The sequence below is a fragment of the Trichococcus sp. ES5 genome (genome assembly GCF_900067165.1).
GTDB classification, from domain to species: Bacteria; Bacillota; Bacilli; order Lactobacillales; family Aerococcaceae; genus Trichococcus; species Trichococcus flocculiformis.
In genome coordinates, this window is record NZ_FJND01000004.1 from 80,130 (window position 1) to 105,997 (window position 25,868).

Annotated in this window: 26 protein-coding genes and 1 riboswitch; of the genes, 25 read left to right on the forward strand and 1 reads right to left on the reverse strand. The window is 44.3% G+C overall.

Annotated elements, in window-relative coordinates:
• The first annotated feature begins 283 nt into the window (after positions 1 to 283).
• From pfkA to TES5_RS05180, 14 genes are all read left to right on the forward strand, one after another.
• On the forward strand, positions 284 to 1,246 hold the full coding sequence (pfkA, locus tag TES5_RS05115) for a 6-phosphofructokinase (RefSeq protein ID WP_068560600.1): 963 nt from the start codon (positions 284 to 286) through the stop codon (positions 1,244 to 1,246).
• A gap of 51 nt (positions 1,247 to 1,297) precedes the next feature.
• Positions 1,298 to 3,055 (forward strand): pyruvate kinase, encoded by a 1,758-nt coding sequence (gene pyk, locus TES5_RS05120; RefSeq protein WP_068560603.1) that lies wholly within the window; start codon positions 1,298 to 1,300, stop codon positions 3,053 to 3,055.
• Positions 3,056 to 3,237: 182 nt separating this feature from the next.
• Positions 3,238 to 4,104, forward strand: coding sequence for a CvfB family protein (locus tag TES5_RS05125; RefSeq protein WP_068560604.1), 867 nt, complete (start codon positions 3,238 to 3,240; stop codon positions 4,102 to 4,104).
• Positions 4,105 to 4,137: 33 nt separating this feature from the next.
• Positions 4,138 to 4,593, forward strand: coding sequence for a ferric iron uptake transcriptional regulator (locus TES5_RS05130; RefSeq protein WP_068560606.1), 456 nt, complete (start codon positions 4,138 to 4,140; stop codon positions 4,591 to 4,593).
• Positions 4,594 to 4,622: 29 nt separating this feature from the next.
• Positions 4,623 to 5,513 (forward strand): site-specific tyrosine recombinase XerD, encoded by an 891-nt coding sequence (gene xerD, locus TES5_RS05135; RefSeq protein ID WP_068560609.1) that lies wholly within the window; start codon positions 4,623 to 4,625, stop codon positions 5,511 to 5,513.
• A 45-nt stretch (positions 5,514 to 5,558) separates the two neighbouring features.
• Positions 5,559 to 6,728: a phosphopentomutase gene (gene deoB / locus TES5_RS05140; RefSeq protein WP_068560611.1), complete on the forward strand. Its 1,170-nt coding sequence runs from the start codon at positions 5,559 to 5,561 to the stop codon at positions 6,726 to 6,728.
• A gap of 14 nt (positions 6,729 to 6,742) precedes the next feature.
• Positions 6,743 to 7,561: a purine-nucleoside phosphorylase gene (locus tag TES5_RS05145; protein WP_068560613.1), complete on the forward strand. Its 819-nt coding sequence runs from the start codon at positions 6,743 to 6,745 to the stop codon at positions 7,559 to 7,561.
• Between the two features lie 35 nt (positions 7,562 to 7,596).
• Positions 7,597 to 7,989, forward strand: a complete 393-nt coding sequence (locus tag TES5_RS05150) for a GNAT family N-acetyltransferase (protein ID WP_083546405.1) — start codon at positions 7,597 to 7,599, stop codon at positions 7,987 to 7,989.
• Positions 7,986 to 8,759 (forward strand): segregation/condensation protein A, encoded by a 774-nt coding sequence (locus TES5_RS05155; RefSeq protein ID WP_068560615.1) that lies wholly within the window; start codon positions 7,986 to 7,988, stop codon positions 8,757 to 8,759. The genes TES5_RS05150 and TES5_RS05155 overlap by 4 nt, the downstream gene beginning before the upstream one ends.
• A complete protein-coding gene (gene scpB, locus TES5_RS05160; RefSeq protein ID WP_068560618.1) occupies positions 8,752 to 9,372 on the forward strand; it encodes an SMC-Scp complex subunit ScpB in 621 nt (206 codons plus the stop codon). The genes TES5_RS05155 and scpB overlap by 8 nt, the downstream gene beginning before the upstream one ends.
• 34 nt (positions 9,373 to 9,406) lie before the next feature.
• The gene (locus tag TES5_RS05165) at positions 9,407 to 10,144 is read left to right on the forward strand and encodes a pseudouridine synthase (RefSeq protein WP_068560620.1); all 738 of its coding nucleotides are present in this window, start codon (positions 9,407 to 9,409) and stop codon (positions 10,142 to 10,144) included.
• A 31-nt stretch (positions 10,145 to 10,175) separates the two neighbouring features.
• The gene (locus tag TES5_RS05170) at positions 10,176 to 10,898 is read left to right on the forward strand and encodes a response regulator transcription factor (protein ID WP_068560621.1); all 723 of its coding nucleotides are present in this window, start codon (positions 10,176 to 10,178) and stop codon (positions 10,896 to 10,898) included.
• 35 nt (positions 10,899 to 10,933) lie between these two features.
• On the forward strand, positions 10,934 to 12,694 hold the full coding sequence (locus TES5_RS05175) for a sensor histidine kinase (RefSeq protein WP_068560623.1): 1,761 nt from the start codon (positions 10,934 to 10,936) through the stop codon (positions 12,692 to 12,694).
• A gap of 108 nt (positions 12,695 to 12,802) precedes the next feature.
• A riboswitch (FMN riboswitch) is annotated at positions 12,803 to 12,930 on the forward strand.
• Positions 12,931 to 13,053: 123 nt separating this feature from the next.
• Positions 13,054 to 13,626, forward strand: a complete 573-nt coding sequence (locus TES5_RS05180; RefSeq protein WP_068560625.1) for an ECF transporter S component — start codon at positions 13,054 to 13,056, stop codon at positions 13,624 to 13,626.
• 113 nt (positions 13,627 to 13,739) lie between these two features.
• On the opposite strand, the gene TES5_RS05185 is transcribed toward TES5_RS05180, so the two are convergent.
• Positions 13,740 to 13,976 (reverse strand): ferredoxin, encoded by a 237-nt coding sequence (locus TES5_RS05185; protein WP_068560627.1) that lies wholly within the window; start codon positions 13,974 to 13,976, stop codon positions 13,740 to 13,742.
• 37 nt (positions 13,977 to 14,013) lie between these two features.
• Here TES5_RS05185 and TES5_RS05190 point away from each other — a divergent pair, with 37 nt between their 5' ends.
• From TES5_RS05190 to TES5_RS05240, 11 genes are all read left to right on the forward strand, one after another.
• Positions 14,014 to 15,084, forward strand: a complete 1,071-nt coding sequence (locus TES5_RS05190) for a YpbB family protein (RefSeq protein WP_068560629.1) — start codon at positions 14,014 to 14,016, stop codon at positions 15,082 to 15,084.
• Positions 15,077 to 16,516 carry a RecQ family ATP-dependent DNA helicase gene (locus tag TES5_RS05195; protein WP_068560631.1) on the forward strand — a complete coding sequence of 480 codons (1,440 nt, stop codon included), beginning with the start codon at positions 15,077 to 15,079 and terminating at the stop codon, positions 16,514 to 16,516. Before TES5_RS05190 ends, TES5_RS05195 begins: the two co-directional genes overlap by 8 nt.
• 65 nt (positions 16,517 to 16,581) lie before the next feature.
• Complete coding sequence (locus TES5_RS15770) at positions 16,582 to 17,172, forward strand: LysM peptidoglycan-binding domain-containing protein (protein WP_068560632.1); 591 nt, start codon at positions 16,582 to 16,584, stop codon at positions 17,170 to 17,172.
• A gap of 73 nt (positions 17,173 to 17,245) precedes the next feature.
• Positions 17,246 to 17,929 (forward strand): (d)CMP kinase, encoded by a 684-nt coding sequence (cmk, locus tag TES5_RS05205; protein WP_068560842.1) that lies wholly within the window; start codon positions 17,246 to 17,248, stop codon positions 17,927 to 17,929.
• A 157-nt stretch (positions 17,930 to 18,086) separates the two neighbouring features.
• Positions 18,087 to 19,349 carry a 30S ribosomal protein S1 gene (rpsA, locus tag TES5_RS05210; protein WP_068560634.1) on the forward strand — a complete coding sequence of 421 codons (1,263 nt, stop codon included), beginning with the start codon at positions 18,087 to 18,089 and terminating at the stop codon, positions 19,347 to 19,349.
• 177 nt (positions 19,350 to 19,526) lie between these two features.
• On the forward strand, positions 19,527 to 20,840 hold the full coding sequence (gene der / locus TES5_RS05215) for a ribosome biogenesis GTPase Der (protein WP_068560637.1): 1,314 nt from the start codon (positions 19,527 to 19,529) through the stop codon (positions 20,838 to 20,840).
• 203 nt (positions 20,841 to 21,043) lie between these two features.
• On the forward strand, positions 21,044 to 21,319 hold the full coding sequence (locus TES5_RS05220; protein ID WP_068560639.1) for an HU family DNA-binding protein: 276 nt from the start codon (positions 21,044 to 21,046) through the stop codon (positions 21,317 to 21,319).
• Between the two features lie 202 nt (positions 21,320 to 21,521).
• Positions 21,522 to 22,805, forward strand: a complete 1,284-nt coding sequence (locus tag TES5_RS05225) for a tetratricopeptide repeat protein (protein ID WP_068560642.1) — start codon at positions 21,522 to 21,524, stop codon at positions 22,803 to 22,805.
• Between the two features lie 31 nt (positions 22,806 to 22,836).
• Entirely contained in the window at positions 22,837 to 23,388 is a 552-nt protein-coding gene (locus TES5_RS05230) for a YpiB family protein (protein ID WP_143148192.1), read from the forward strand.
• A 63-nt stretch (positions 23,389 to 23,451) separates the two neighbouring features.
• The gene (gene dapB, locus TES5_RS05235) at positions 23,452 to 24,240 is read left to right on the forward strand and encodes a 4-hydroxy-tetrahydrodipicolinate reductase (protein ID WP_068560643.1); all 789 of its coding nucleotides are present in this window, start codon (positions 23,452 to 23,454) and stop codon (positions 24,238 to 24,240) included.
• Positions 24,237 to 25,802: a CCA tRNA nucleotidyltransferase gene (locus tag TES5_RS05240; protein WP_068560645.1), complete on the forward strand. Its 1,566-nt coding sequence runs from the start codon at positions 24,237 to 24,239 to the stop codon at positions 25,800 to 25,802. Before dapB ends, TES5_RS05240 begins: the two co-directional genes overlap by 4 nt.
• Positions 25,803 to 25,868 lie beyond the last annotated feature (66 nt).

Here is a 25,868-nt window from a genome sequence, read left to right on the forward strand (position 1 = left end):
GCATAAGCTGCCAAAACGGCTAATCCGTTTTGGATGGATGCATCTGCATCGGATTAGCCGAATACGGGCGGTAGTAATAACAATTTGTCTAAATGTGGCGATATTCCGCACAAGAAGCCATTATTTTTCATTGTTTCTTTTTTAACAATCAAAAAAACGTGAAATTAAAAGACATTTTCATAAAAAGATGATAAGATAGTGAAGGACAAATTCAAAAAATATTTAACGCATGATTTTTTTTGGAAATTGAGAGTTTTTAACTTTATTGATGAGGTGAAGTCTAATGAAACGTATTGCAGTATTAACAAGTGGTGGAGATGCACCAGGAATGAATGCCGCCATTCGCGCCGTTGTGCGCAAAGGCATTTATGACGGTTTGGAAGTATATGGCATCAATTATGGTTATGCAGGTATGGTAGCCGGAGATTTCCGTCGACTGACGATTGATGATGTCGGAGACACAATCAGCCGTGGGGGTACAATTTTATATTCTGCCCGCTATCCGGAGTTCGCAAAACTTGAAGGACAGCTTAAAGGGATCGAGCAGTTGAAGAAATTCGGCATCGATGGTCTGATCGTAATCGGTGGGGATGGATCCTACCGTGGAGGAGCAGCGCTTACTAAATTAGGGTTCCCGACAATTGGTATCCCAGGAACAATCGACAATGATATTCCGGGTACTGATTACACACTTGGTTTTGATACTGCTATCAATACAGTATTGGAATCTGTGGACAAAATCAGAGATACTGCAACAAGCCATATCCGTACATTCGTTGTTGAAGTAATGGGCAGAAACGCCGGAGACATCGCTTTATGGACCGGTATCGGCAGTGGCGCGGAATCCATCGTCATTCCCGAAAAAGAATTCACAATGGAAGAAGTAGTTGCTGAAATCCAGGAAGGCAGAGCGCGCGGCAAAAAACATACAATCATCATGTTGGCTGAAGGCGTAATGTCAGGGAATGAATTCGCAGAGAAACTTTCCGAATTCGAAGAATTCCACACACGTGTCACTGTTCTGGGCCACGTGCAACGCGGAGGATCCCCTTCAGCGAAAGACCGTGTACTGGGAAGCCTTTTTGGTTACAACGCCGTTAAAATGCTGGAAGAAGGCAAAGGCGGAATCTGCGTAGGCGTCAAGGGTGATGAAGTTGTTTTCAACGATATCATCGACACGCTTGAGAACCAAAAACACTTGCCAATGTTGTCACTTTACCAAATCAACAAAGAAATTTCTTTCTAACGAAAAGTTTACTTACGTTTTACAAAATATAAAATGAGGTGCTTATTTTCTATGAAAAAGACAAAAATTGTATGTACAATCGGACCTGCCAGTGAATCTGTAGAAACACTCGTCAAATTAATCAATGCCGGTATGAATGTTGCCCGCTTAAATTTTTCGCACGGGGATTTTGAAGAGCATGGTGCCCGTATCGTCAATATTCGCGAAGCTTCAAAAATCACAGGTAAAATGTGCGCTATCCTTTTGGATACAAAAGGTCCTGAAATCCGTACAAACAACATGAAAGACGGCATCGTGTCATTGATCGCCGGCGAAACAGTAAGAATCTCTATGACAGAAGTTGAGGGTACAAAAGATAAATTCTCAATCACTTACCCAGAATTGATCGACGATGTTGTTGTCGGAAACCATATTTTATTGGATGACGGCTTGATCGACCTTGAAGTGACTGAAATCGACAGAGAGAACAATGAAATTGTTACTTTGATCAAAAACTCAGGCATTCTGAAAAATAAAAAAGGTGTCAATCTTCCAGGAATCAAAACGAATTTCCCAGGAATTACACAAAAAGATACGGAAGATATTATCTTCGGAATCGAAAATGACGTCGACTTTATCGCAGCGAGCTTCGTGCGTCGCGCGAGCGATGTATTGGCTATCACTGAAATTTTGGAAAAACACAATGCAACCCACATCCAAATCATCCCTAAAATCGAAAACCAAGAAGGTCTTGATAACATCGATGAAATCTTGAAAGTTTCTCAAGGTCTGATGGTTGCCCGTGGTGACTTAGGAGTAGAAATCCCTACGGAAGAAGTTCCTATCGCACAAAAAATGTTGATCAAAAAATGTAACGCTTTAGGCAAACCAGTCATTACAGCAACTCAAATGCTGGATTCCATGCAACGCAACCCACGTCCTACACGTGCTGAAGCAGGGGACGTTGCCAACGCAATCTTTGACGGTACTGATGCAGTTATGCTATCAGGAGAAACAGCTGCTGGGGATTACCCGGTTGAATCCGTTACGACAATGGCTACAATCGCTATCCGTACTGAAGAAGCGATCGTTGGACAAGATGCATTTGCTTTGAAAGCATACAGCAACACAGATATGGCTGAAGCAATCGGTCAATCGGTTGGACATACAGCCCGCAACCTTAACATCCAAACAATCGTTGCCGCTACTGAATCTGGACATACAGCGCGCATGATCTCTAAATACCGTCCGAAATCACACATCGTTGCAGTCACTTTCTCGGAGCGTCAAAGACGTGGATTGGCACTTTCATGGGGTGTGTATCCATTCGTAACCGAAAAACCTGATTCAACTGATGAAATGATGGAATTGGCTGCAAAAGTTGCCAAAGAAGAAAAATTCGCTAAAGAAGGCGACTTGATCATCATCACTGCCGGCGTACCAGTAGGCGAACGCGGAACAACAAACTTGATGAAGATCCAATTGATCGGAACCAAATTGACTTCCGGCCAAGGTATCGGCGACAAATCTGTCATCGGAAAAGCTGTTGTAGCTCTTTCAGCTGAGGAAGCAATCGCTAAAGTGACAGAGGACTGCATTTTGGTATTGAAGAACTCTGATAAAGACTATACACCTGCATTTGAAAAAGCTGCAGCGGTAATCGTTGAAGCTGGCGGCTTGACAAGTCATGCTGCTGTTGTTGGTATCGCAAAAGGAATTCCGGTAATCGTAGGAGCAGAAAATGCGACTTCATTAGTGCAAGATAATGAATTGATCACAATCGATTCTCGTCGTGGCATCATCTACCGCGGTGCAACTACTACCATCTAAGCTGAACTAAATTAGAGAGCATCTTTGGGTCTGGGACGAGAGTCTCGGACCCATTTGCTTTGCTTAAATATCAGAAATTTCACAAATATGACAAGCTCACAACAACGACGCTTTGGAAATCATTTTGTGATATGATAAAATGGAAGAAATACAGCGACGAAAAGACCGTCTGGAGGAAAAATATGAGTAAAGTACTTGGAACAATCATTACAGGAGTAATCGTGGACGAGAACGAAAAAAATGTCTTCGTTCAGAAAGACGGCATCACTTACAGATTGGATAAAGATGAATCGGAAACAGCATTGCAATTGGGGGACACTGTTAAAGGTTTCGTATACGAGGGCATGAACAAGCAACTTCGCATGACCTTAAAAGAACCGGCTAGCCAAGTAGGAAAATACGGCTGGGGAACAGTTGTGGCAGTCCGGAAAGATTTGGGCGTGTTTGTGGATATCGGCCTGGACGACAAAGAAATTGTGGTTTCCTTGGATAACTTGCCCGACATCAAATCACTATGGCCGAAAAAAGGAGACCGATTACTGATTGCCTTAGAGCAGGACAGCAAAGATCGTCTATGGGGCATCATCGCCGACGAGCCGGTATTCCGTTCCATTTCCCGTACCCCGGGTGAGGAATTGAAAAACAAAGACATAACCGGAACTGTCTTCCGTTTGAAATTAGTAGGAACGTTCATCCTGACGGACGATCATTACATCGGATTCATTCACCCATCTGAGCGCGAGATTGAACCGCGTTTGGGCGAAGTCGTAAGCGGGCGGGTCGTCGGCATCAGTCAACACGGCATGCTGAATCTGTCCTTGAAACCGCGTGCTCACGAAGCAATCGGTGAGGATGCCGCCATGATTCTGGTGTTGTTGGAGCAGAGCCCAACGCACAGCTTGCCTTATTGGGACAAGAGTGATCCAGAAGCAATCAAAGAATACTTTGGCATCAGCAAAGCGCAGTTCAAAAGGGCTTTGGGCCATTTGTTGAAAGCCAGACTGATCATCCAAGAAGACGGACACACTAAATTAATCAAAAAGGATTAGGTCTTCAGCCTGTCCTTAAAGGAGCCGACAGCAGTGACGGAATTGTCATTAAATACCATCAAAAAACAATTGCAAGAGGCAGGATTCAAGCTCACTCCACAACGAGAAGCGACTGTCAGCGTGCTGCTGGAAAAGGAAAAAGAGCATCTCAGTGCGGAGGAAATTTTCCTGCTGTTGCGGCTTAAGCATCCCGACATTGGCCTTGCCACGGTCTATCGGACTTTGGAAATCTTGACGGAGCTGAACATCACCTACAAAGTTGTGTTTGAAGACGGGTTATCCCGCTACGATTTAAGAAGGACCAGCAATGAACATTTCCATCATCACCTTTTGTGCATAGAATGCGGCAATATCGAGGAAATACACGAAGATTTGTTGGGTGAGGTCGAAAAGGATGTCGAAGCGCGCTATCAATTCGTGGTTAAGGATCATCGTTTGACTTTTCATGGCATCTGCCGGGATTGCCAACAAAAAATGAGGAATAAATAGACTCAAAAAGATGAAATGGGTTAAAGGTTATGGAAGAAGAAATTAATGCATACGGGCGTTATTTAAGGATTGAGCGAGGTCTTTCGGATAACACGATCACCAGTTACCAACGAGACCTCAGAAAATATAGCCATTTTTTGGAAAAGAATGAGATTCATGCATTCGGAGATGTCACCAAGCCGGATGTACTTTTGTATCTTCAATTCTTGAATGAAGAAAAATTGGCCACAGCCTCAATCGGGAGAATGATCACGAGTCTCCGGAAATTCCATCAATACTTGAAGCAAGAGGGATTAATCGAAAACGATCCGATGGTCACCATCCAATTACCGAAAAAACAGCAAAAATTACCGAAAGTGCTCTCGATGGATGAAATCGAACGTTTGATGGCTGCTCCGGATGTCAAAACAGTCTTAGGCTTGAGGGATCGGGCCATATTGGAACTGTTGTATGCCACCGGTCTTCGTGTCAGTGAACTCATCCACATTACGATGAGTGAAATCCATCTGGATATCGGGTTCATCCAAACAATCGGGAAGGGCGATAAAGAAAGAATTGTTCCGTTGGGGGAGGAAGCCGCCTTCTGGATTTCGGAATATTTGTCGGACAGTCGACCAGCTTTGGCTCACGGAAGGAAAGAGACGGCTTATTTGTTCCTGAATTTCCACGGCAACGGATTCACACGACAAGGAATCTGGAAAAATCTAAAGCAAACCGTGAGAGATGCCGGCATCAATAAAAATGTATCTCCGCACATGCTGCGCCATTCCTTTGCAACACATATACTGGAAAACGGAGCCGACCTGAGGATTGTGCAGGAACTTTTGGGGCATGCTGATATTTCTACTACCCAGATTTATACGCACATCACGACAGAAAGAATGACAGAAATTTATAAAAAATATCATCCTCGTGCTTGAAGTTTACTTGATCCAGGAAGCTGAGGATCCGGGAGGAATAAAATCATGAAATTTAATCGCATCCATTTGATCGTTTTGGATTCAGTCGGCATAGGGGAAGCGCCGGATGCCGATAAGTTCGGCGATGTTGGATCGGATACGCTTGGACATATCGCAGCAGTCGCTGGGCTGGAAATTCCTAATCTGGAAACATTGGGATTGGGAAACATACGCGAACTGAGCGGCGTAAAGCCTGACAGTGCGTCATTTGGCTACTATACAAAACTCGAGGAGGAGTCCGTCGGTAAAGACACCATGACAGGCCACTGGGAAATCATGGGACTGAACATCCAGTCTCCATTCCGCGTTTTTCCTGAAGGGTTTCCACAAGAATTAATCCAGAAAATCGAATCTCACACAGGCCGGAGAATTATCGGAAACAAACCGGCCAGCGGGACCGAAATTCTGGATGAGTTTGGTGAGCACCAAATGAAGACCGGCGATCTGATCGTCTACACATCAGCGGATCCGGTGCTGCAGATTGCCGCCCACGAAGACATCATTCCGCTTGAGGAATTGTATGCAATCTGCGAATATGTCAGAGAGATTACATTAGAGGATCCCTACATGATCGGAAGGATCATCGCCAGACCGTATATCGGAACTCCAGGACATTTTACCCGCACAAGCAATCGACACGATTACGCCTTGGATCCGTTCGGGAAAACAACGCTGGATTACTTGAAGGAATCGGGTTATGATGTCATTGCCATCGGCAAAATCAATGATATCTACAATGGCCAAGGCATAACGGAATATGTCCGTACGAAAAGTAATATGGACGGCGTGGACCAGTTGCTGAAAGTCATGGAAAAAGATTTTCGGGGTTTGAGTTTCCTGAATCTTGTCGACTTTGATGCGCTCTTCGGACACCGCAGAGACGTGAATGGTTACGCTAAGGCAATCGAAGACTTTGATGGGCGCATCCCTGAAATATTGACTGCTTTAGCGGATGATGATTTGCTGTTGATCACCGCAGACCATGGTAATGATCCAACATTCCCAGGGACAGACCATACGCGCGAATATGTTCCATTGTTGGCTTATTCGAAAAAAATGACAGGTCGCGGCAAGATGAATCAAGGCAAATTTGCGGATATCGGAGCGACCGTATCCGATAATTTTCAGGTGGCCGCTACTCAAAATGGCCGTAGCTTTTTGGATGAATTGAACTAGTGAGGTGTATGGATATGACAAATAATCAAAATAATATACGAATAGCCGCCAAATTTTTAGAAGAAAGAGGTTTATCAGAACCTGAATTCGGTTTAATTTTGGGTTCGGGCTTAGGTGAGTTGGCCGAAGAAATCACAGATGCAATTGCGATTCCTTATGAAGAAATTCCTTATTTTCCGATTTCGACAGTTGAAGGGCACAAAGGCCAACTTGTTTATGGAAATCTGAGCGGGAAAAAAGTCGTCGCGATGCAGGGGCGCTTCCATTTTTATGAGGGATACGGGCTCGAAGCGGTTACTTTTCCGATCAGGGTAATGAAGCAACTTGGCGTGCACTCGTTGGCGTTGACAAATGCCGCAGGTGGCATCAGTTATGCCTTTACACCAGGAGATCTGATGCTGATCACGGATCACATCAACCTGACGGGCCAAAACCCCTTAATCGGTCCGAATGACCCCGAGCAAGGACCGCGTTTTACAGACATGAGCCAAGCTTATGATGCCGAATATCAAGCGAAAATAAAACAAGTCGCTTCGCAGATGGGATTGGATTTGAAGGAAGGTGTTTACCTCGGACTGACAGGTCCGACTTATGAAACGCCAGCAGAAATCCGGATGTGCCGTGTACTCGGGGCAGACGCTGTCGGTATGTCCACCGTGCCGGAAGCCATTGTGGCTCGTCATGCAGGTTTGCGCATTTTCGGTATTTCCTGTATAACTAATTTAGCTTCAGGCATGCAAGCAACCCTGAATCATGAAGAAGTCGTCGAAACGACCACCCGGGTCAAAGAAACATTCAAAACATTATTGAAGAATACATTGACTGCTCTGTAACAAACGGGTAAATACAAAGTGAGAAGGAGATCGAAGTGTTCATTTCTTATAATCAATCATATGAAAAAATAGCTATGGGACTGCTTTCTTATGTAACAGATCTAAAAAATGTAGCGAGGCTGAAGCCAGAAATGGAAAGCTACATCGAAAATGTTGATAGGAAGCTCTTCTTGTGGAAAGATGAAGTGACTGATAATATTGTTGCTCTGATAGGTGTGGAAATAAGCGAGGCAATGGTGCTCGTCCGTCATATTGCTGTCTCCCCTTCTTTTCGTAATGAAGGGATTGTTCATCGGCTGTTGGATGGACTGCAACAACACTACCCTACAAGCACAATCAATGGCACGCTGGAAACCGCGCAGTTCATCGCCAAGTGGAACCAGAAACAACTGAACCGAAGTGATGAGGAATCGAGTGGATCATTGTGAGCGAACAAAATGAACTCACCCTCATATTGCCGGATTTTGAGGGACCATTGGATCTCCTGCTGCACTTAATCAAAGAGCTCAAAGTTGATATTTTTGATATTCCGATTACGGAAGTGACTTTTCAATATTTGCGTTACTTAGACACGATGCAGGAGATGAAATTAGATATCGCCGGCGATTATTTGTTGATGGCTGCGACATTGTTGGAAATTAAAAGCCGTATGTTGCTTCCGAAAAAAGAAGTGACTTTCGAAGAGGAATTTTATGAAGAAGGTGAAGATCCGAGGGAAAGCCTGATCCAACAATTGGTGGAATACAAGCAATTTCAGGAAGCCGCCAAAGCGCTTAAAACGATGGAAGAGGAGCGCGGCTTATATTTCACGAAGCCCGCAACGGATCTGGAGGAGCTTCAACAAGCGATTCCGCTTGCCCCTGGAGAAGTTTCTGCTGCAGACCTTATCGCTGCGCTTCAGAAAATGTATCAGAAATTGCAAAAAAAGAAGCCGCTACAGGCCAGAATGGAACAGGAACAATATACGGTGGATCAGACGATGACTTGGATCATGGAGAAGTTGGAGAACCTGCCGCATGATTCTGACCAGAGGCTGCCCTTTACGGATTTCTTTGAAGTGCAGACCAAATCGCAGATCGTGAATACATTTTTGGCGATGCTGGAATTGGTCAAAGAAAGAAAAATCAATTTTTCGCAGGAAAGCACCTATGGAGACATTTATATATTACGTAATATGGGAGTTTTAGCAAATGAATAAAAAAGGGGCACTGGAGAGTCTGCTGTTTGTGGCAGGGGATGATGGCTTGAGTATGGATGAGATCACCTCTTTATTGGAGACCACCCCATTGGAAGCGCAAAATCTGTTGACCGAAATGCGGGCGAGTCATAACGACAACATCCATTCCGGTTTGACGCTCATCGAAACCCGCAAAAGATACCAACTCGCCACAAAAAGAGAGTATGCAGAACTCATCAAAATGTACGCTGTTTCGCCATTCGCGACCCACTTATCGCAAGCTGCCCTGGAGACGCTGGCAATCATCGCTTACAAGCAACCCTTGACGCGGATGGAAATCGATCAGATCCGCGGCGTGCAGTCAGCAGGACTGGTCCAAAGGTTGTTGCTGAGAGGGTTGATAAAGGAAATCGGACGTTCCGAAACACCGGGAAGACCGATCATTTACGGAACGACGGACTATTTCATGAATTATTTCGGACTGACCACAATTGATGATCTGCCGAATGTGGATGAATTATTCCAAATGCAGGATAATGAATCTTTCGATCTTTTTGATTTTCCTATTGATGAAAATCAAGATAGCCAACTTGCTTTTTTCAAAGCAGATTCCGTCATACCGGAACAAGAATGACCGACAAAAACAAATAAGAATAATAGGTGAATAAATGGAAAGATTACAAAAAGTTATTGCTCATGCAGGAATAGCATCAAGACGAAAAGCCGAAGAACTGATCACTTCTGGTGCAGTCAGCGTAAACGGGAACAAAGTGACAGAATTAGGGGTCAAAGTTTCAAAAAACGACAGGGTCGAAGTGAACGGCATGCCGATCTATCGAGAGCAGCCTGTTTACTACTTGTTCTACAAACCCAAGAATACTCTCTCATCCGTGAAAGATGATAAAGATCGGACAGTTGTTACCGATTTCTTCGATGTTAAGGAGCGGATTTATCCCATCGGAAGATTGGACTATGATACAACTGGACTGCTTCTTTTGACCAATGACGGTGAGTTTGCGAACCTGTTGACTCATCCGAAATACCACATCGACAAAACTTACGTCGCTAAAGTCGGTTCTATCCCTACTCGCTCTGATCTGAACAAATTGGAGAACGGGGTACTGATCGACGGGAAAAAAACATCTAAAGCGAGAGCTAAGTTGATTTCGGCTAATTCCCAAAAAAATACAGCAATCGTTGAATTGACTATTCATGAGGGTTGGAATCATCAAGTGAAAAAAATGTTTGAAAAAATCGGTTGCCCTGTCGAAAAGCTGAAAAGGGAGTCATTTGGATTCCTTACCCTCGGTGATCTTAAACCTGGGCAACACAGAGAGCTGAAGGCGTTCGAAATAGAGAAGCTTAAGAATATGGCTCTTGCGAACGAAAAGGCATCAAAAAGGTAGTTTTCTTATACAACGGGGGAGGATGATCACGATGACAAATTCCAGCGGGAAAATATTGATTGTGGATGACGAAGAGCGCATCCGAAGACTGCTGAAACTCTATCTGGAAAAGGATGGCTACGAAACAGCCGAAGCAGAGGATGGCACAACTGCGGTTGAAATGATCTTGAACAACCATTACGATTTGGTATTGTTGGATATCATGCTTCCTGGGATGACTGGCATTGAAGTAGCCAAAATAGTCCGCAAAGAAAAAGAAATACCGATCATGATGATCACTGCCCGCGGAGAAGAAAATAATCGCGTAGAAGGTTTCTTGTCCGGAGCAGATGATTACATTGTGAAGCCGTTCAGCCCAAGGGAAGTCATGCTGCGTGTCGCAGCCATCTTGAAGCGGACCAAGCCTTCAGAATCGGAATCGAGCACAATCGAATACCCAATGCTGAAGATTTTTCCAGATGCCAGAAAAGTTTTGGTAGACGATGTGGCCATCAATTTGACTCCAAAAGAATTTGAGTTGCTGGTTTATCTTTCAAAGTCCCCGGAAAAAATTTTTACGAGGGAAGTTCTTTTGAAAGAAGTCTGGAAATACGAATTTTTCGGCGATCTACGTACGGTGGATACGCACGTCAAGCGGTTGCGCGAGAAACTGTTGAAGCAATCCAAACCTGTTTCGAAAATGATAGTCACCGTTTGGGGGATGGGTTATAAATTCTCTCCGAATGATGACCATGCGGCAAACGATGCACAATGAGAAGGACGAGTATATTCCTCAAATCATGGGTCCTTTTGACTTTTTTGACTGTAACCATCATGACTTTGATGTATATCGGCCACGCAATCATCAGTGTGAACTCAATCGAAGATACCTATAATAAACTACTGCAGGAAAAGGTCACCGCACTTAAGGACGCGATCATGTCCGATCCTGAAGGTTATCTCACGCAAGCCAATGCTGCGCAATCGTTTGATCCTGAATTGTCCTATTACATCAAAATAGCAGATCAGAGCCGTTTCGTCATACAAAACCCGGAACTGCAAGGGCAGTCCGAATTGCTTCTGGAGAATATTTTAATGAATGATCAAATTCTGGATGCAATCGACAGTAACGTAGATGATTTCAGTAGAATCACCATCAAAGACGAGGAAAACAATCCTTTACTTCTGATGGTTTTTGTTCATAAATTTGAGCTGCAGGGACAGTCCGGAATGCTCGTCATCGGTTACGACTTAGATGAATTTCAGACGTACCAACTGAACGCAAAAAGTATCACGCTGCTGCTGTTGACTGTATATTTGATGGGGACAATCATCTATTATCAGCACCTGATCCGGAATGTTGCTGAGCCGTTGGGGATTATGACGGATATCGCCTTCAAATACTCACGGAATGATTTTTCTAAGCGGATTACGTTCGAATCTTATGACGAGATTTCTGGTTTAGGAACTGCCATGAACAAGTTGGGAAAGACCCTTCAGGCTACGATGCTGATGAACAGGGAAGAACGCGAACTGTTGAATCATCTGTTTGATTCGTTGCCTTCTGGAATCCTCTACTTTGACCAGAATTTCCAATTGAAACTAGTTAACGGACCAGGGCAAGATTTTTTGGATTTTTGGCGTAGAGTTGACCCGGATGCCGCGGCTAAAGTGATGCCGCATCAGTTCAAAGAAATGGTACAGTACGCTTTCAAAACAACATCCGGATCGGAAGCGGATCTCAGTTGGTCACAGCGGCATTATAATGTCAAGGTGACACCGGTCATCCAAGCGGATCTGAAAAAAATCACTGGGGTGCTGATCGTGCTGCAGGATGTGACGAACGAAAGGCAATTGGATATTATCCGCGGAGATTTCATCACGAATGTATCCCACGACTTGCGGACACCTTTGCAGATGATCAAAGGCTACAGCGAAGCCATTATCGACAACATCGCTGAAAGCAATGACGAAAAGATAGAAATGGCTCAAATCATTTTGGATGAAACGACCGAAATGAACAAGATGGTGAACAATCTTCTGGATCTTTCACGTATGCAAGCGGGTTATGTTGATCTGAACAGGCAGAATGTCGATCTCGCGGATTTCTTCGATCATTTGGCAAGTAGGTTCGAGAACAGTTTTAAAGAAGCCGCTATCCAATTCACTTATGAGCTTGCAGATGGCATCAAAACTTATGCTTTCGACGAAGAGAAAATGAATCAAGTATTTTACAATCTGATCGACAATGCGGTACGTTATTCGGCCGAAATCGGCACGCGTAGGCAAAAATTCATCCATATCACTGTCCGTTTGGAGGACATGTTGGATAAGGTTGTCTTTGAAATCAGCGATAACGGGATCGGTATCCAAGTGGAAAGTTTGCCGTTCATTTTCGAGCGATTTTACAAAAATGATAAATCTCGGACATATTCGAAGCAAAAAGGGACTGGCATCGGTCTTTCAATCGTGAAAACAATCGTGGAAGTGCATGATGGGGAAATTGAGGTACACAGTGAGCCCGGTGTAGGAACGACTTTCTTGGTGCGGCTTCCATTCCACAATGTTTGAGAAGAGTGAACGGATAATACTCTCAAAAAAACATCTCGAAACCGTAATAACGTGCTTGACAAGCGCTCTTGCATCGCTTATAGTTTATGTATAACAAATATAAATATGATTCGTCTTCAGGGCAGGGTGAAATTCCCGACCGGTGGTAAAAGTCCACGACCTCGCAGTGTTACATTGCGGGCTGATCTGGTGTAATTCCAGTACCGACAGTACAGTCTGGATGGGAGAAGATGGGGTTTCTTTGAATTGCAATTTCAAAGGCTCTATTTTTATGTGTCCATTTGAGGATGATAAGAATAGGGTCTTTTCTATTTGGAGAAACCCATCTCTGAGACAGTCAACAGGGAGGATTCATTAACATGCAACAAAACAAAACAAAAAGATTGGTCGGTATTTCACTATTTGGGGCATTGGCATTTGTGCTGATGTTCATCGCTTTTCCGGTAATTCCAGCATTTTCGTATCTGAAGATCGACTTCAGCGACTTACCGATTCTGCTTTCATTTTTCCTTTACGGTCCAGCCGGCGGAATCATCTCCGCTGTCATCCGATCTATTTTGCACTACCTTCAAACAGGCGGGGACATGGGCTATCCAATCGGAGACTTCGCAAGTCTGTTGGCGACGCTCTCTTACACTTTGCCTGTCTACTACCTATTGAATAAAGCTAAAACAAAAACAGCCGTTATTATGGCGCTGTTGACAGGCACCTTGGTGTTGACGGTTGTCTTATCAATAGCCAATTGGTTCATCATCACTCCTTTATATATGTATCTTTTGAACTTTGAGATGGGATCCGTCAAAGAATTAGTATTGGCTGGTATTTTGCCGTTCAATATCATCAAAGGACTTGTCGTAAGTGCGGTCATCCTTTTGGTGATGCCGAAGTTGAAACCTTGGTTGGCGCATAATAAAGTTCCGTTTGCCCAGTAAGAATCTGCGGTTTATGATTTTGCTTTTCCAAGAAAAAGAGGCTGCATCCGAATCAGTGATGATTCCGGGTGCAGCCTCTTTTGGATTGTCCCTGCAACAAAGAGAGTTCAGAATCACTGCTCTGTTGGAGGGAAAGGTGATTCTGAACGCAAGATGGCACCGGTTGGGCATTTGCGATAGGCATCCAGAAACGCTTCGAAGCGTTCAGCAGGTATCGGAGCATTCCCCGCATTTGAATCCATTTTCGTGAAAGCTATCCCTTCGGAAGTGTAGTCGAAGAGATCCGGTGAAATTATTTGGCAAAGTCCACAAGCGATGCAGTTATCCTGATTTACTTTGGTATAATACATACAGTAACCTTCTTTACAAAAATTTGGTGGTGAGAATATGAAAGATTTGACATACATAGAGTATCTTTTTTTGGATTGCATTTCAACCGAGCGCTCCATCAAGGAAGCGACTCTTTTCTATACCCTGATAGGCAAACGGACCGTGTCCACCATGCTCCAGTGCCGCCAATATGATCTGGAAGCCTATTTCACTGTCATGCCGGGCATGAAACCGACAGCCTTGAAAAAGGGTCTCGAGCGTTTGGTTTCGGATGGACTGATCAGCGGCAACGAGGGCGAGGGCTTTCTGCTCAGCGAAGCAGGCGGTGCGAAGAAAGCTGATTTTTTCAGCCGGCACGCACATTTTTCTTTGGGAAGCCAACTGGAATTTGCCCTCGTACAAGGCGTTTTACGCCGACGGATGCTGTTTCTGATCCAAGTCCTTTCCGAAATGCTGCACAAAAATAAACACTATTATCCCATTGAGAGGGAAGCGAAGGAGCAGCTTTGGATGAAGCGTTTGTTGACGCAGCATGCAGGAGATAAATCCGCATTTGCACGCGCTTATGGAGAAGAATGGCGTAGCTATTTGTCGCGGCTGCCCGAAAGGGATGCCGGGCTCTTTGTGCTGCAATTTGAAGGTGCAGACCACTTGAGGAAAACGACCGGTCAAATGGCTGGACTGTTGTCGTTCGAGGAAGCCGAAGTTAAAATACTGCTGCACCAAAATTGGCTGAGATTGTACGACACTTTGGAAAAAGAACCGGAAAATTTTCCTGTCCTTGCTTCGGTCATGCTGATGACGATAAAGGAAAACGGCTTGGCTTCCGCCAGCGCCGAAACGACTATGGGATATTTCATGCACGGGCATGGGATGGCGGAAATCATTTCGATGCGGGGCTTGAAACAGAGCACGATCCAAGATCACTTTGCCGAAATCGCCCTGATCTATCCAGAATTCCCTACACAAAGATTTTTGGATAAGGAGAAAATGCAGTATCTGCAGCAACTCGTGGAACAAAAGGTACGAGTCGATTACCGGGAAATCCAAAGAGTATTTCCCGAAATCACCTTTTTCGAGTCCAGGCTGATACAAATAAGAAGTGAGGTTGCGGCTAAACATGGATGAAGCACAATTGAAATCAGAACTACAGAAATACTTTGGCTACCCGGCATTCAAAGAGGGCCAGTTGGATCCCATTCTATCAGTTTTGGCCGGCAAACATACGTTGGCCACATTGCCGACGGGAACAGGAAAATCGTTGATATACCAGCTGAGTGGCTATCTTTTGGATGGAATGGTCGTTATCGTTTCGCCACTGTTGTCCTTGATGGAAGACCAGGTCGCCCAACTGAAATTCATGGGTGAAAAAAGGACGGCCTCATTAAACAGCATGCTGCAGTTCGAAGAAAGGCAACAACTACTGAGCAACCTGGATCAAATCAAGTTTTTGTTTCTTTCTCCGGAGATGCTTCAAAACCAATTCGTAATGAACCAACTCAAACAGATTCCGCTTGCTTTGTTTGTGGTCGATGAGGCGCACTGTATTTCCCAATGGGGATTGGATTTCCGTTCCGATTATCTTTTTCTTGGAGCGGCAAGACAAGCCTTGGGCAATCCATTGACGTTGGCGCTCACCGCTACAGCGACTTCAGCCGTTATGGGTGACATCATCGGATCTTTGCATATCGATGGGAACGCTTTGAACGTATTTGAAGGGCCGGTAGACCGTGCCAATATTTATTATAAGGTCGCTGCAGTGCCTCCAGAAGAGAAAAATGAACATCTCCTTGAGCTTTTGAAGAAATACCCATCTCCAGGCATTGTTTACTTCTCCAGTAAGGCACAAGCTGATGCGGTAGCTTTCATGATCCGAAAAAAAACAAGTTTGCGCGTAGAAGCCTATCATGCAGATCGGACAAATGAAGACAGGATCACCATCCAGCATCAATTCCTTCGGGATGAGTTGGACGTCATCTGCGCCACCAGCGCATTCGGAATGGGGATCAATAAGGCGAACATCCGCTATGTGATCCATTACCATATGCCGAATTCGCTGGAAGAATATGTGCAGGAGATAGGCAGAGCAGGGCGCGACGGCCAACAGAGTACGGCTGTCCTGTTGTATTCGGAAACGGACTACAACTTCAAAGTGAAGATGTTGCAAGGTGATTTTCCTAACGATTTTACGATTGAGAGTGCAATCAAAAATAAAGCAATTAATCCCGACTATGGGAGTCCGACTGAACAAACGTTGCTGCAGCACATCTTGCGTCAGCAGCTCACGAAGGAGGAAGCGAAGCAATTTATAGCGGCCCGGCGAGAATTAAAGCAAAATTTGTTGAAGCGTATGAAGGGGTTCGCCGAAACCGATAATTGCAGACGTGCGTACATCTCCGCTTATTTCGGGAAAAGCAGTCTGGTCGAACCTAGCCACTGCTGTGACAACTGTGGCATAGAGGAACCGCATTTAGTGGGTACAATAAGGTTTGGGAATGCGTTTCCAACGAAGGCAGTCCCACACTGGGAAAAAATCCTTTCTGACCTTTTTCTTTTATAAAATTTAACCCCAAAATTGCGGAAATGTGCTACAATTAGCATGAATCACTTATAGGAGGAACCCGAATGGATAAAAAGAATCGCAATCGCAATAATGGAGAGCCTTGGTCACGTAAATTCGGCGAAGATGAAAATCTGAAGAGCCGGCAGTATTCGCGTTCGGCCAGAAATACAAAAAATAAAGAAGTAGCACCTCTATTAAAAGTATTGCTGTTTCTCTTTTTGGCTATTCTGATTATTCCTTTTGCAACCATCTATTATAATAAACAGAATCAAAATACTCCCGTACCCAAGAGTGCTGAACAAGTGATGATCAACAAAAGAGTGGCCAGTTCCAGTGTCGAGAGCAGCGAAGAAGTATCTTCTGAAGAGCCCGAAGCATCCAGTGAAGTCGCTGAAAGCGAAGCAGAACCGGAACCAACGATTGTGGAAACGCCAAGTTCCAGCACTGCACCCCCAGTGGTCGAAACGCCTGCTGAAACAGTCGAAGAACCCGCAACAACAAACGGAGCATACAATAATTCCTACACCATAAAAGCAGGTGATAACCTTTATCGGATTGCTGTGAACCATGGGATGACATTGGATGAGTTGATGCAGGCTAACGGTTTGAGCAGCACAGAAGCACAAATCGGTATGGTATTGAACGTTAAATAATGGAAGCCGTCTGATAAGGCGGCTTTTTCAATGAAATCAGATAGAACAAAGTCGGAGGTTTAATGTGAAAAAAATGAATATTGCCATAGATGGTCCCGCATCCGCCGGAAAAAGCACCATCGCGAAGAAAGTTGCGGAACAGTTGGGATACATCTATCTGGACACAGGTGCGATGTATCGAACGTTGACTTATGCGGCTTTATCCAACGAAGTCGATCTCCAGGATGAAGAGGCATTGCATAAGTTGTTGAAAGGGATCAGGATAACCTTTTCGACTGCCGAAAACGAAATGCAACGCGTGTTTTTGAATGATGAGGACGTGACCGATTCGATCAGATCGGAGGAAGTGACCCAAAACGTCTCCTTGGTTTCCTCGTTTGCGAAAGTGCGTGAAGAGATGGTTGCTCGCCAAAAGAGTATCGCACGCTCCGGCGGGGTCGTAATGGATGGCAGGGATATAGGTACCGTCGTATTGCCTGATGCGGAAGTCAAGATTTTCATGACAGCAACTGCAGAGGAAAGAGCGCTGCGACGCTATAAAGAAAACATAGCGAAGGGTATGACCACTTCCTTGGAAGAACTGACGGAAGACATGAAACGACGCGATCATTTGGACAGCACAAGGTCGGTTTCACCATTGAAAAAGGCGGAGGATGCCATCGTTCTGGACTCTACACAGTTGGAAATCGACGAAGTCGTTAAGCAGATTCTCGGCATTATCGAAGTTAGTCTCAACCCCTTACAAACATTGGATTAACAATACTAGACGATTTTAAGCAAAAATGTTAGAATGATTATATGCAGTATTACGCTTTCAAAAATATGGAGTCAAGGATTAGTTCCTTAGCCGGAAGGCGAGGGAGTTATGGAACCTAGCCAATCGGTTGCCGCAGACTTTTAGGAGGAATAGTTACATGTCAGATTACATTGAAAACCCAGAGTTAAATGAAGAAGAGTCCAACAACGTTGAACAGACTATGCAAGATGTGTTGGATGAAGCATTATCCATTGAAGTGGGTGATACTGTCAAGGGAGAAGTTTTAAGCATCCAAGATAGACAAGCCATCGTAGGAATCATCGGGGGCGGAGTTGAAGGAGTTATTCCTTACAACGAATTATCTGCAAAACCATTCGATGAAGTTACAGAAATCCTAAACGTAGGTGACGTTGTGGACCTGGTTGTCATCAAACAAATCAAAGACAAAGAAAACGGAAGCTTCTTGCTTTCGAAGCGTCGCATTGATGCTAAAATCGTTTGGAAAGATATCCAAGATAAATTTGAAAACAACGAAATCATCGAAGCGCCAGTCAAAGACGTCGTTAAGGGCGGATTGGTTGTTGATGTCGGCGTGAGAGGTTTTGTTCCGGCGTCAATGGTTGAAGATCATTTTGTTGAAGATTTCAGTTCATATAAAGGTAAAGTAATGACATTCAAAATTGTTGAACTTGAACCTAGTGAAAACCGTTTGATTTTATCGCATAAAGCGGTTGTAGAAACCGAAAAAGAAGCCAATAAAGGTAAATTGATGGATGAATTGGTAGCCGGAGACATTGTCGAAGGGACAGTCGCTCGTCTGACTAACTTTGGTGCATTCGTTGATCTTGGTGGCGTGGATGGTTTGGTCCACATCTCTCAAATTGCTCACGAGCACGTGAAGAATCCTGGAGATGTTTTGTCGATCGGACAATCGGTCAAAGTCAAAATCTTATCAATCGACAAAGAAAATGGCCGTGTATCGTTAAGCATCAAAGACACGTTAGCTGGTCCTTGGGATGCTATAGCTGAAAAAGCTCCGATCGGTGCTGTATTGACTGGTGTTGTCAAACGCTTGACAAGCTTTGGGGCATTTGTGGAAGTTTTCCCGGGCGTTGAAGGTTTGGTGCATATTTCCCAAATTTCACACCAACACATTGCGACTCCACATGAAGTGCTTCAAGAAGGCCAAGAAATTCAAGTTAAAGTACTGGATGCAAAAGAAGACGAGCAACGTCTGTCTCTAAGCATCAAAGCTTTGGAAGAAAAAGCTGCTAATGAATCACCAGCAGATGATGAAAGAAAAGACAAAAAAGATAAAAAAGTTGAAGAATACGTGGCTGATGATTCAGACGGAAACTTCACATTAGCAGATTTATTAGGCGATAAACTTTCGGGTTTGAAAGACGATTCTGAAGCCTAATCAGCAAGGAAAGTGAACATGTGAGGGCATGGAATTCCATCCATGCCCTTTTTTTGTTGTTATTATTGATGGATGTATGTTATAAATGACATGGACGAAAACATTGATAAGACCAGATACAGTGAGCAAATACCCAAAAAGTTTTGTGATGTAGAGGAAAAGAAAGGCGGAGGTTAGATGCCAAATCCAGTAGTAGCCATAGTAGGCAGACCAAACGTAGGAAAATCAACAATATTCAACAGACTGGCAGGAGAGAGAATATCCATAGTAGATGATGTCTCTGGTGTTACGCGCGACAGAATTTATGCAAAAGGAGAGTGGCTTGGAAAGACATTCAACATCATCGATACGGGTGGAATCGATATCACCGATGAACCTTTTATGAGCCAAATCAAATTGCAAGCGCAAGTAGCAATTGAGGAAGCGGATGTCATCATCTTTTTGACAAGCGTCAGAGAAGGTGTGACGGATGCAGATGAAAACGTCGCAAGAATCCTTTACCAATCCGATAAACCTGTCATATTGGCGGTAAATAAAGTGGACAATCCGGAAATGCGCGCCGAGATATTCGATTTTTACAGTTTGGGATTGGGCGAACCCTATCCTGTTTCAGGAAGCCATGGCTTAGGTCTTGGAGATCTGCTTGATTCGGTTGTAGCGAATTTTCCATCTGAAGACGAGAATGCGGAAGAAGAAGACATCATCAACTTCAGCTTCATCGGCCGTCCGAATGTCGGCAAATCATCTTTAGTGAATGCCATTTTGGGGGAAGATCGCGTAATCGTTTCTAATATTGCCGGGACAACCCGTGACGCTATCGATACGATGTTCGTCGATGAAGAAGGCACGAAATTCCGGATGATCGATACAGCCGGAATCCGGAAAAAAGGCAAAGTCTATGAATCCACAGAAAAATACAGCGTCATGCGTGCAATCCGTGCCATCGAGCGTTCGGACATCGTCATGGTCGTACTGAATGCGGAAGAGGGTATCCAGGAACAAGACAAAAAAGTTGCCGGGTATGCACATGAAGCAGGCAAAGGAATCATCATACTGGTTAACAAATGGGACACTTTAGAAAAAGATAATCATACAATGAAGGAGTTCGAGGAAAAAATCCGCAAGGAATTCCAGTACCTCTCTTATGCGCCGATCATGTATGTTTCCGCGGTGACGAAACAAAGATTGTCTACTATCCCTGCTAAAATCAAGGAAATCAGCGAAAATCAGAACCGCCGTATATCTTCATCCTTATTGAATGATGTCCTGATGGATGCCGTCGCACACAATCCAACGCCGACTGACAAAGGTCGTCGTCTGAAAATTTACTATATGACGCAGGTAGCTGTAAAACCGCCGACATTTGTTGTTTTTGTCAACGATCCAGAATTACTGCACTTCTCATATGAGCGTTTCCTTGAGAACAGAATCCGTGATTCGTTCGATTTTGAAGGAACACCATTTCACTTGATAGCCAGACAAAAAAAATAAATTACCGTCACAAAGGCATTAAATCCACTATAATCGTTGCAGTAGCACGGTTTGTGTGCTATTCTTTATTAGAAATATCTTTTCAATTTGACTGCGGTATTTCAGAACTATTTTTGGACCACTCAAAAATAGTTTTCCCATGTTTTGTTGTGTTATCAAAGAAAGCATGAATTCTTCTTCTTCAAAGGAGGTGAAAGGACAACATGGCAAACAAAGCTGAATTAATCGAAAGAGTTGCTGGAAAAACAAACTTGACTAAAAAGGATGTTACAGCAAGCGTTGATGCATTATTTGAAGTGATTCAGGAAGCATTAAAAGATGGTGAAAAAGTTCAAGTTATCGGTTTTGGTAATTTTGAAGTTCGTGATCGTGCAGCTCGTAAAGGACGTAATCCTCAAACTGGGGAAGAAATCCAAATCGAAGCAAGCAAAATTCCTGCATTCAAACCAGGTAAAGCATTGAAAGATGCAGTTAAATAATCCGTAAAAATGAAGTTGGGGCCTTATGGGGCCTCAGCTTTATTTTTTTTGGCGGAAAATGATGAGAGTAATCTGGGCAAGGTATTCGCTGTGCTGGACAGACAAAGGCCTGAGGAACAAATAGATACAGATGTCGAACTTTATGATAAAATGTAAAAGAAGAGCACTAGCAAGAAGAGCGTATTGAAGGAGCAGTTGACGAATGAATAAAGAAGCACAGGCAATGATAGAAGCCATTCAACAGAATGAATTGGAGGCGGCTGTCCAACTGTTCAAACAATCAGTTGAACAATCCGTCCTGGAGAACAACAGCGCTGATTTGGCCGAATTGGCAGAAACGATGCACGCCTTGGGCTTCTTGAGTGAAGCAAAAGAGGCATATGGCGCATTGAATTACCTAGCACCGCAAATACAAGAGTGGAATATCGCTTTAGCTGAGATCGCCATCGATGAGGATGAATACGACCAAGCTTTGGATATTCTGCTCACGATCGATAAAGAAAGTGACGTGTACCCACAGGCTTTGTTGACGATGGCTGATGCTTACCAAGTACAGGGGCTGTATGAAGTCAGCGAAAAGAAAATATTTGAAGCGATGGCGCTGTTGCCGGATGAACCGATATTGGATTATGCACTGGCACAGCTTTACCACTCAATCGGAGAGTACAAGAAGGCGATTCCGATTTATGAGGAGCTTGCATTCGGGAACGGGGAAATCGCATCCGCAACGCAGCTGCATTTTTTCCTGGGCGATTGTCACAATGCTATCGGCGAATTCGAAACGGCCCTCCAGTACCTGGAGCGAATACCGGCTAATGAACATTTTCCGGACAGTTATTTCCAACTCGGCTTCACTTACTTCCAACTCAAGGAATACGCGCGTGCCATCAGTATTTTTAATAAATTGCTCGAAACGGATAATGCTTACCTGAGTGCGTATTTGTACTTGGCAAATGCGCTTGTGGCCGAATTGGAGTTGGAAGAAGCGCTTGCTGTAATGGAACAAGCCATCAGGATGAACCCTTATCAGCATGAATTTTTCACGACAGCGGCCAAGCTGCAATTGAAATTGAACAGGGAGCAAGATGCGGAACGTAATTTGCTGGAAGCGGCAGCGCTTGAGCCGGATCTTTCCAGTATCCATTTGGCATTTTGCAACTTGTTGCTGAAGCAAGAAAGGTTCGAAGAATTGATAACGTATATTGCTGACCGTGCAGAACAGGAAGACAACGATCCGCAATACAATTGGTTGCTTGCAGCGAGCCACAATGCCTTGGAGGACTACGCTTCGGCAAACAAAGAATATGCAGCGGCTTATCCGCATTTTGCTGATAATGAGGTGTTTTTGCTGGAGTATGCAGCATTCCTGAGAGAAGAAGGAAATCGGGATAAGTTGAGTGAAGTCATTCACCAAGGTTTGGCTCTTTACCCTACTAATACGGAGTTGCTTCAACTCCATGATGAACTGCATCATTTCGATCAATAAGTCGTCAACCCATCGGATAGGAGGTTTTAAAATGATGAATCCTACTTTGGAGGAGAAAAAAAATTTTATTTCTTGGTTTATTCAGAATTATCAATTGAAGCGCAGAGAGTCTCTTTGGATACTCAATTATCTGCTCAATCATGAGATCTTATTGAAGAATATCCATCTGATTGAGGAAGTTCATACAACGAACAGAGGAATGGGGTTTGCGGTAGTCGGAAATCCGAAAGAGGCCTTCATGTACTATAAGGACGGAAAGACATTCGAAGATCCCGAACAGGCATTCCATGACTTGCGCTTGAATTGGAAAGAGGATTTTTATCTGGAGTTGTTCTTTGATCAGTCTTACCAGGTGCTCTCATTTTTTGGGGTTTTGGAGGACAATCCATACCTCCAAGAATCCGAAATTTTTGATAAGGAGCTGCAAGAAATCGTAGACAAGTCCCTAGAAAAATTGGCGGTGAAGGATCGCATCCATTATCTGAAAAAGCAGATCGATATCGCGCTGATCCAATACGATGAAAACAGCTTCAGGAAGTTCACGAAAGAATTGAAAGACTTGGAAGAAAAAAATATGATCTGATAAAACGCGGATAAGGCCTGGCATAAACGTGCCGGCAGCGTTAAACGGAAGGGAACGTGTAGAATGAAAATTGTAGTTTCGGGATTTAAAGGCAAGATGGGGACCGCCTGCACAAATATGGTCCTGCGCCAGGAGGACTTTACTTTGGTGGCTGTATATGATCCTTTCGCAACAGAAAAGCAACTGGATGAATTGCCGCAATATGCCGGTAATCCTGTGAAAGTATTCCGGGACAAAGCGACCCTGGTCAAGGAAGTTGAAGCTGATGTATGGATTGACTTTTCCAGACCGGATGCAGCCTATGACAACACACGTTTCGCACTTGAAAACGGTATGCGCCCCGTAATCGGTACTACCGGCTTTTCTACGGAACAACTAGAAGAATTGACCAACTACTCTAAAGAAGTGGGTCTGGGCGGCTTGATTGCCCCGAATTTTGCGATCGGCGCTGTTTTGATGATGGAATTCGCAGCAAAAGCAGCAAAGTATTTCCCGGATGTGGAAATCATGGAATTGCATCACGAGAACAAATTGGATGCGCCAAGCGGCACAGCCATCAAAACAGCCGAGTTGATCTACGCAGTGAGAGGCGACCATCCACAAGGTCATCCAGAAGAAAAAGAATTGATTGAAGGTGCAAGAGGGGCTGATTACCATGGCATGAAAATCCACAGCGTCCGTTTGCCGGGCTTAGTAGCGCATCAGCAAGTGCAATTCGGCAGTGCCGGAGAAGGTTTGATCATCCGCCATGATTCTTATGACCGCGACTCCTTCATGAACGGTGTTGCACTATCCTGCAGAAAAGTAATGGAAATCGATCGCCTGATCTACGGATTGGAAAACTTCCTATGATCATAGAAGCACCGGAATTTCAAAAAGCGATACCGATCATTGAAGCCATTGAACGGGCTGGATATGAAGCCTACTTTGTTGGAGGAAGTGTACGTGACGCGCTGCTGCACCTGGATATTTCGGATGTCGACATCGCCTCAAGCGCAATGCCTGAAGAAATTCAGCGTATTTTTCCGATCACTTTTGATGTAGGCATCCAACATGGAACGGTGATGGTTTTACATGAGCGGGAGACTTACGAAATAACAACTTTCCGGACAGAATCGAAGTATGAAAAATTCCGCAGACCGGAAAAAGTCGAGTATGTGCGCAGCCTGCAGGACGACTTGAAAAGGCGCGACTTTACGATCAATGCCATAGCGATCGATCGGCACGGAAATATTAAAGACTTCTTCAGTGGGCAGGAGGACTTGGCCAACAAATTAATCAGGGCAGTCGGCAATCCGGAAGAACGCTTTAGAGAGGATGCCTTGCGCATGATGCGCGCAGCCAGATTTGTCAGCCAGTTGGATTTTGAAATCGAACAGGCGACGAAGGAAGCCATTGTCGAGTACCACCCGCTGCTTTCAAAAATCGCGGTGGAGCGTGTGCGTGAAGAGTGGAACAAACTCCTGATCGGAAGGAACCGCAAAGGTGGGATCAAGTTTTTTGTGGAAACGCGTCTATTCCAGATGTGTCCGGGCTTACAAAATAGGGAAAAAGCATTGATCGACCTGGCCTTGTTTCCGCTGCAATTCAAAGGTACAACGATTGCTTGGACTGTATTGATCCATTTTCTTGATCTCAAGGATGAAGCGATCGAGCCCTTTTTACGCCAATGGAAGTGTTCCCGTAAGGAAATCATGGACATTCGTGTTGGTGTGCAGGCATTGAAAAAACGGCTGCAACAATTTTGGGACTATCCACTTCTGTTCGAAACAGGGATCGAAATCGCCCTAGAGATAGAAGCCATTATCGAGGGGTTCGGCTTGCCGAACCAAAGTGAAAATCTGATCGAATTGAATGTTTCCATGCCGATCCATACGCTGAAAGACTTGGCACTGGACGGAAAAGAGTTGCTTTCATTATTGGGTATCCAACGTGGCGGTCCTTTCGTCGGTGAAATATTCGAAGAATTGAAAACGCTGGTCTTGGCCAATAGACTGGAGAATACCCCATTCGCACTAAGGGACTTCATTACAAAAAGAAGGATGATTTATTTGGATGAGACATTCGAAGTTGACTATACCGTCGGGGAAAAAGATTTAGCGATTGAAGTCGGTTCGGGTACGTTGCCTGTTTTGGCTACACCGGCATTATTGGCCATGATCGAAAATGCTTGTATGGGGATCGTGAAGGAGCACCTCGCAGAAGGGGATACCACAGTAGGGATACACTGTGATCTGCATCATAAAAAAGCCTCTCAAGTCAATGCAGAGATAACAGTGACGGTCAGAGTGACGGAACATAGAGGAAATAAATATTTTTTCGAATGCGCAGCCCGTTCACAAGGCCAAGAAATTGCATCAGCGAAGCACACGAGGGCCGTCGTCAACGCGAATGAATTCATGGAGAGCCTTTAGCAGCTCGACTTACTTTTTTTTCGCCATTAGAAAGGTATTTGTACCTACTTTATAAAAAATATGATA

What these genes read in the sequence shown, in the direction of transcription:
- pfkA (WP_068560600.1), top strand. Translation starts at nt 284, where the DNA reads ATGAAACGTATTGCAGTATTAACAAGTGGTGGAGATGCACCAGGAATG.
- pyk (WP_068560603.1), top strand. Translation starts at nt 1,298, where the DNA reads ATGAAAAAGACAAAAATTGTATGTACAATCGGACCTGCCAGTGAATCT.
- TES5_RS05125 (WP_068560604.1), top strand. Translation starts at nt 3,238, where the DNA reads ATGAGTAAAGTACTTGGAACAATCATTACAGGAGTAATCGTGGACGAG.
- xerD (WP_068560609.1), top strand. Translation starts at nt 4,623, where the DNA reads ATGGAAGAAGAAATTAATGCATACGGGCGTTATTTAAGGATTGAGCGA.
- deoB (WP_068560611.1), top strand. Translation starts at nt 5,559, where the DNA reads ATGAAATTTAATCGCATCCATTTGATCGTTTTGGATTCAGTCGGCATA.
- TES5_RS05145 (WP_068560613.1), top strand. Translation starts at nt 6,743, where the DNA reads ATGACAAATAATCAAAATAATATACGAATAGCCGCCAAATTTTTAGAA.
- scpB (WP_068560618.1), top strand. Translation starts at nt 8,752, where the DNA reads ATGAATAAAAAAGGGGCACTGGAGAGTCTGCTGTTTGTGGCAGGGGAT.
- TES5_RS05165 (WP_068560620.1), top strand. Translation starts at nt 9,407, where the DNA reads ATGGAAAGATTACAAAAAGTTATTGCTCATGCAGGAATAGCATCAAGA.
- TES5_RS05170 (WP_068560621.1), top strand. Translation starts at nt 10,176, where the DNA reads ATGACAAATTCCAGCGGGAAAATATTGATTGTGGATGACGAAGAGCGC.
- TES5_RS05180 (WP_068560625.1), top strand. Translation starts at nt 13,054, where the DNA reads ATGCAACAAAACAAAACAAAAAGATTGGTCGGTATTTCACTATTTGGG.
- TES5_RS05185 (WP_068560627.1), bottom strand. Translation starts at nt 13,976, where the DNA reads ATGTATTATACCAAAGTAAATCAGGATAACTGCATCGCTTGTGGACTT.
- TES5_RS05190 (WP_068560629.1), top strand. Translation starts at nt 14,014, where the DNA reads ATGAAAGATTTGACATACATAGAGTATCTTTTTTTGGATTGCATTTCA.
- TES5_RS05195 (WP_068560631.1), top strand. Translation starts at nt 15,077, where the DNA reads ATGGATGAAGCACAATTGAAATCAGAACTACAGAAATACTTTGGCTAC.
- TES5_RS15770 (WP_068560632.1), top strand. Translation starts at nt 16,582, where the DNA reads ATGGATAAAAAGAATCGCAATCGCAATAATGGAGAGCCTTGGTCACGT.
- cmk (WP_068560842.1), top strand. Translation starts at nt 17,246, where the DNA reads ATGAATATTGCCATAGATGGTCCCGCATCCGCCGGAAAAAGCACCATC.
- rpsA (WP_068560634.1), top strand. Translation starts at nt 18,087, where the DNA reads ATGTCAGATTACATTGAAAACCCAGAGTTAAATGAAGAAGAGTCCAAC.
- der (WP_068560637.1), top strand. Translation starts at nt 19,527, where the DNA reads ATGCCAAATCCAGTAGTAGCCATAGTAGGCAGACCAAACGTAGGAAAA.
- TES5_RS05220 (WP_068560639.1), top strand. Translation starts at nt 21,044, where the DNA reads ATGGCAAACAAAGCTGAATTAATCGAAAGAGTTGCTGGAAAAACAAAC.
- TES5_RS05225 (WP_068560642.1), top strand. Translation starts at nt 21,522, where the DNA reads ATGAATAAAGAAGCACAGGCAATGATAGAAGCCATTCAACAGAATGAA.
- TES5_RS05230 (WP_143148192.1), top strand. Translation starts at nt 22,837, where the DNA reads ATGATGAATCCTACTTTGGAGGAGAAAAAAAATTTTATTTCTTGGTTT.
- dapB (WP_068560643.1), top strand. Translation starts at nt 23,452, where the DNA reads ATGAAAATTGTAGTTTCGGGATTTAAAGGCAAGATGGGGACCGCCTGC.
- TES5_RS05240 (WP_068560645.1), top strand. Translation starts at nt 24,237, where the DNA reads ATGATCATAGAAGCACCGGAATTTCAAAAAGCGATACCGATCATTGAA.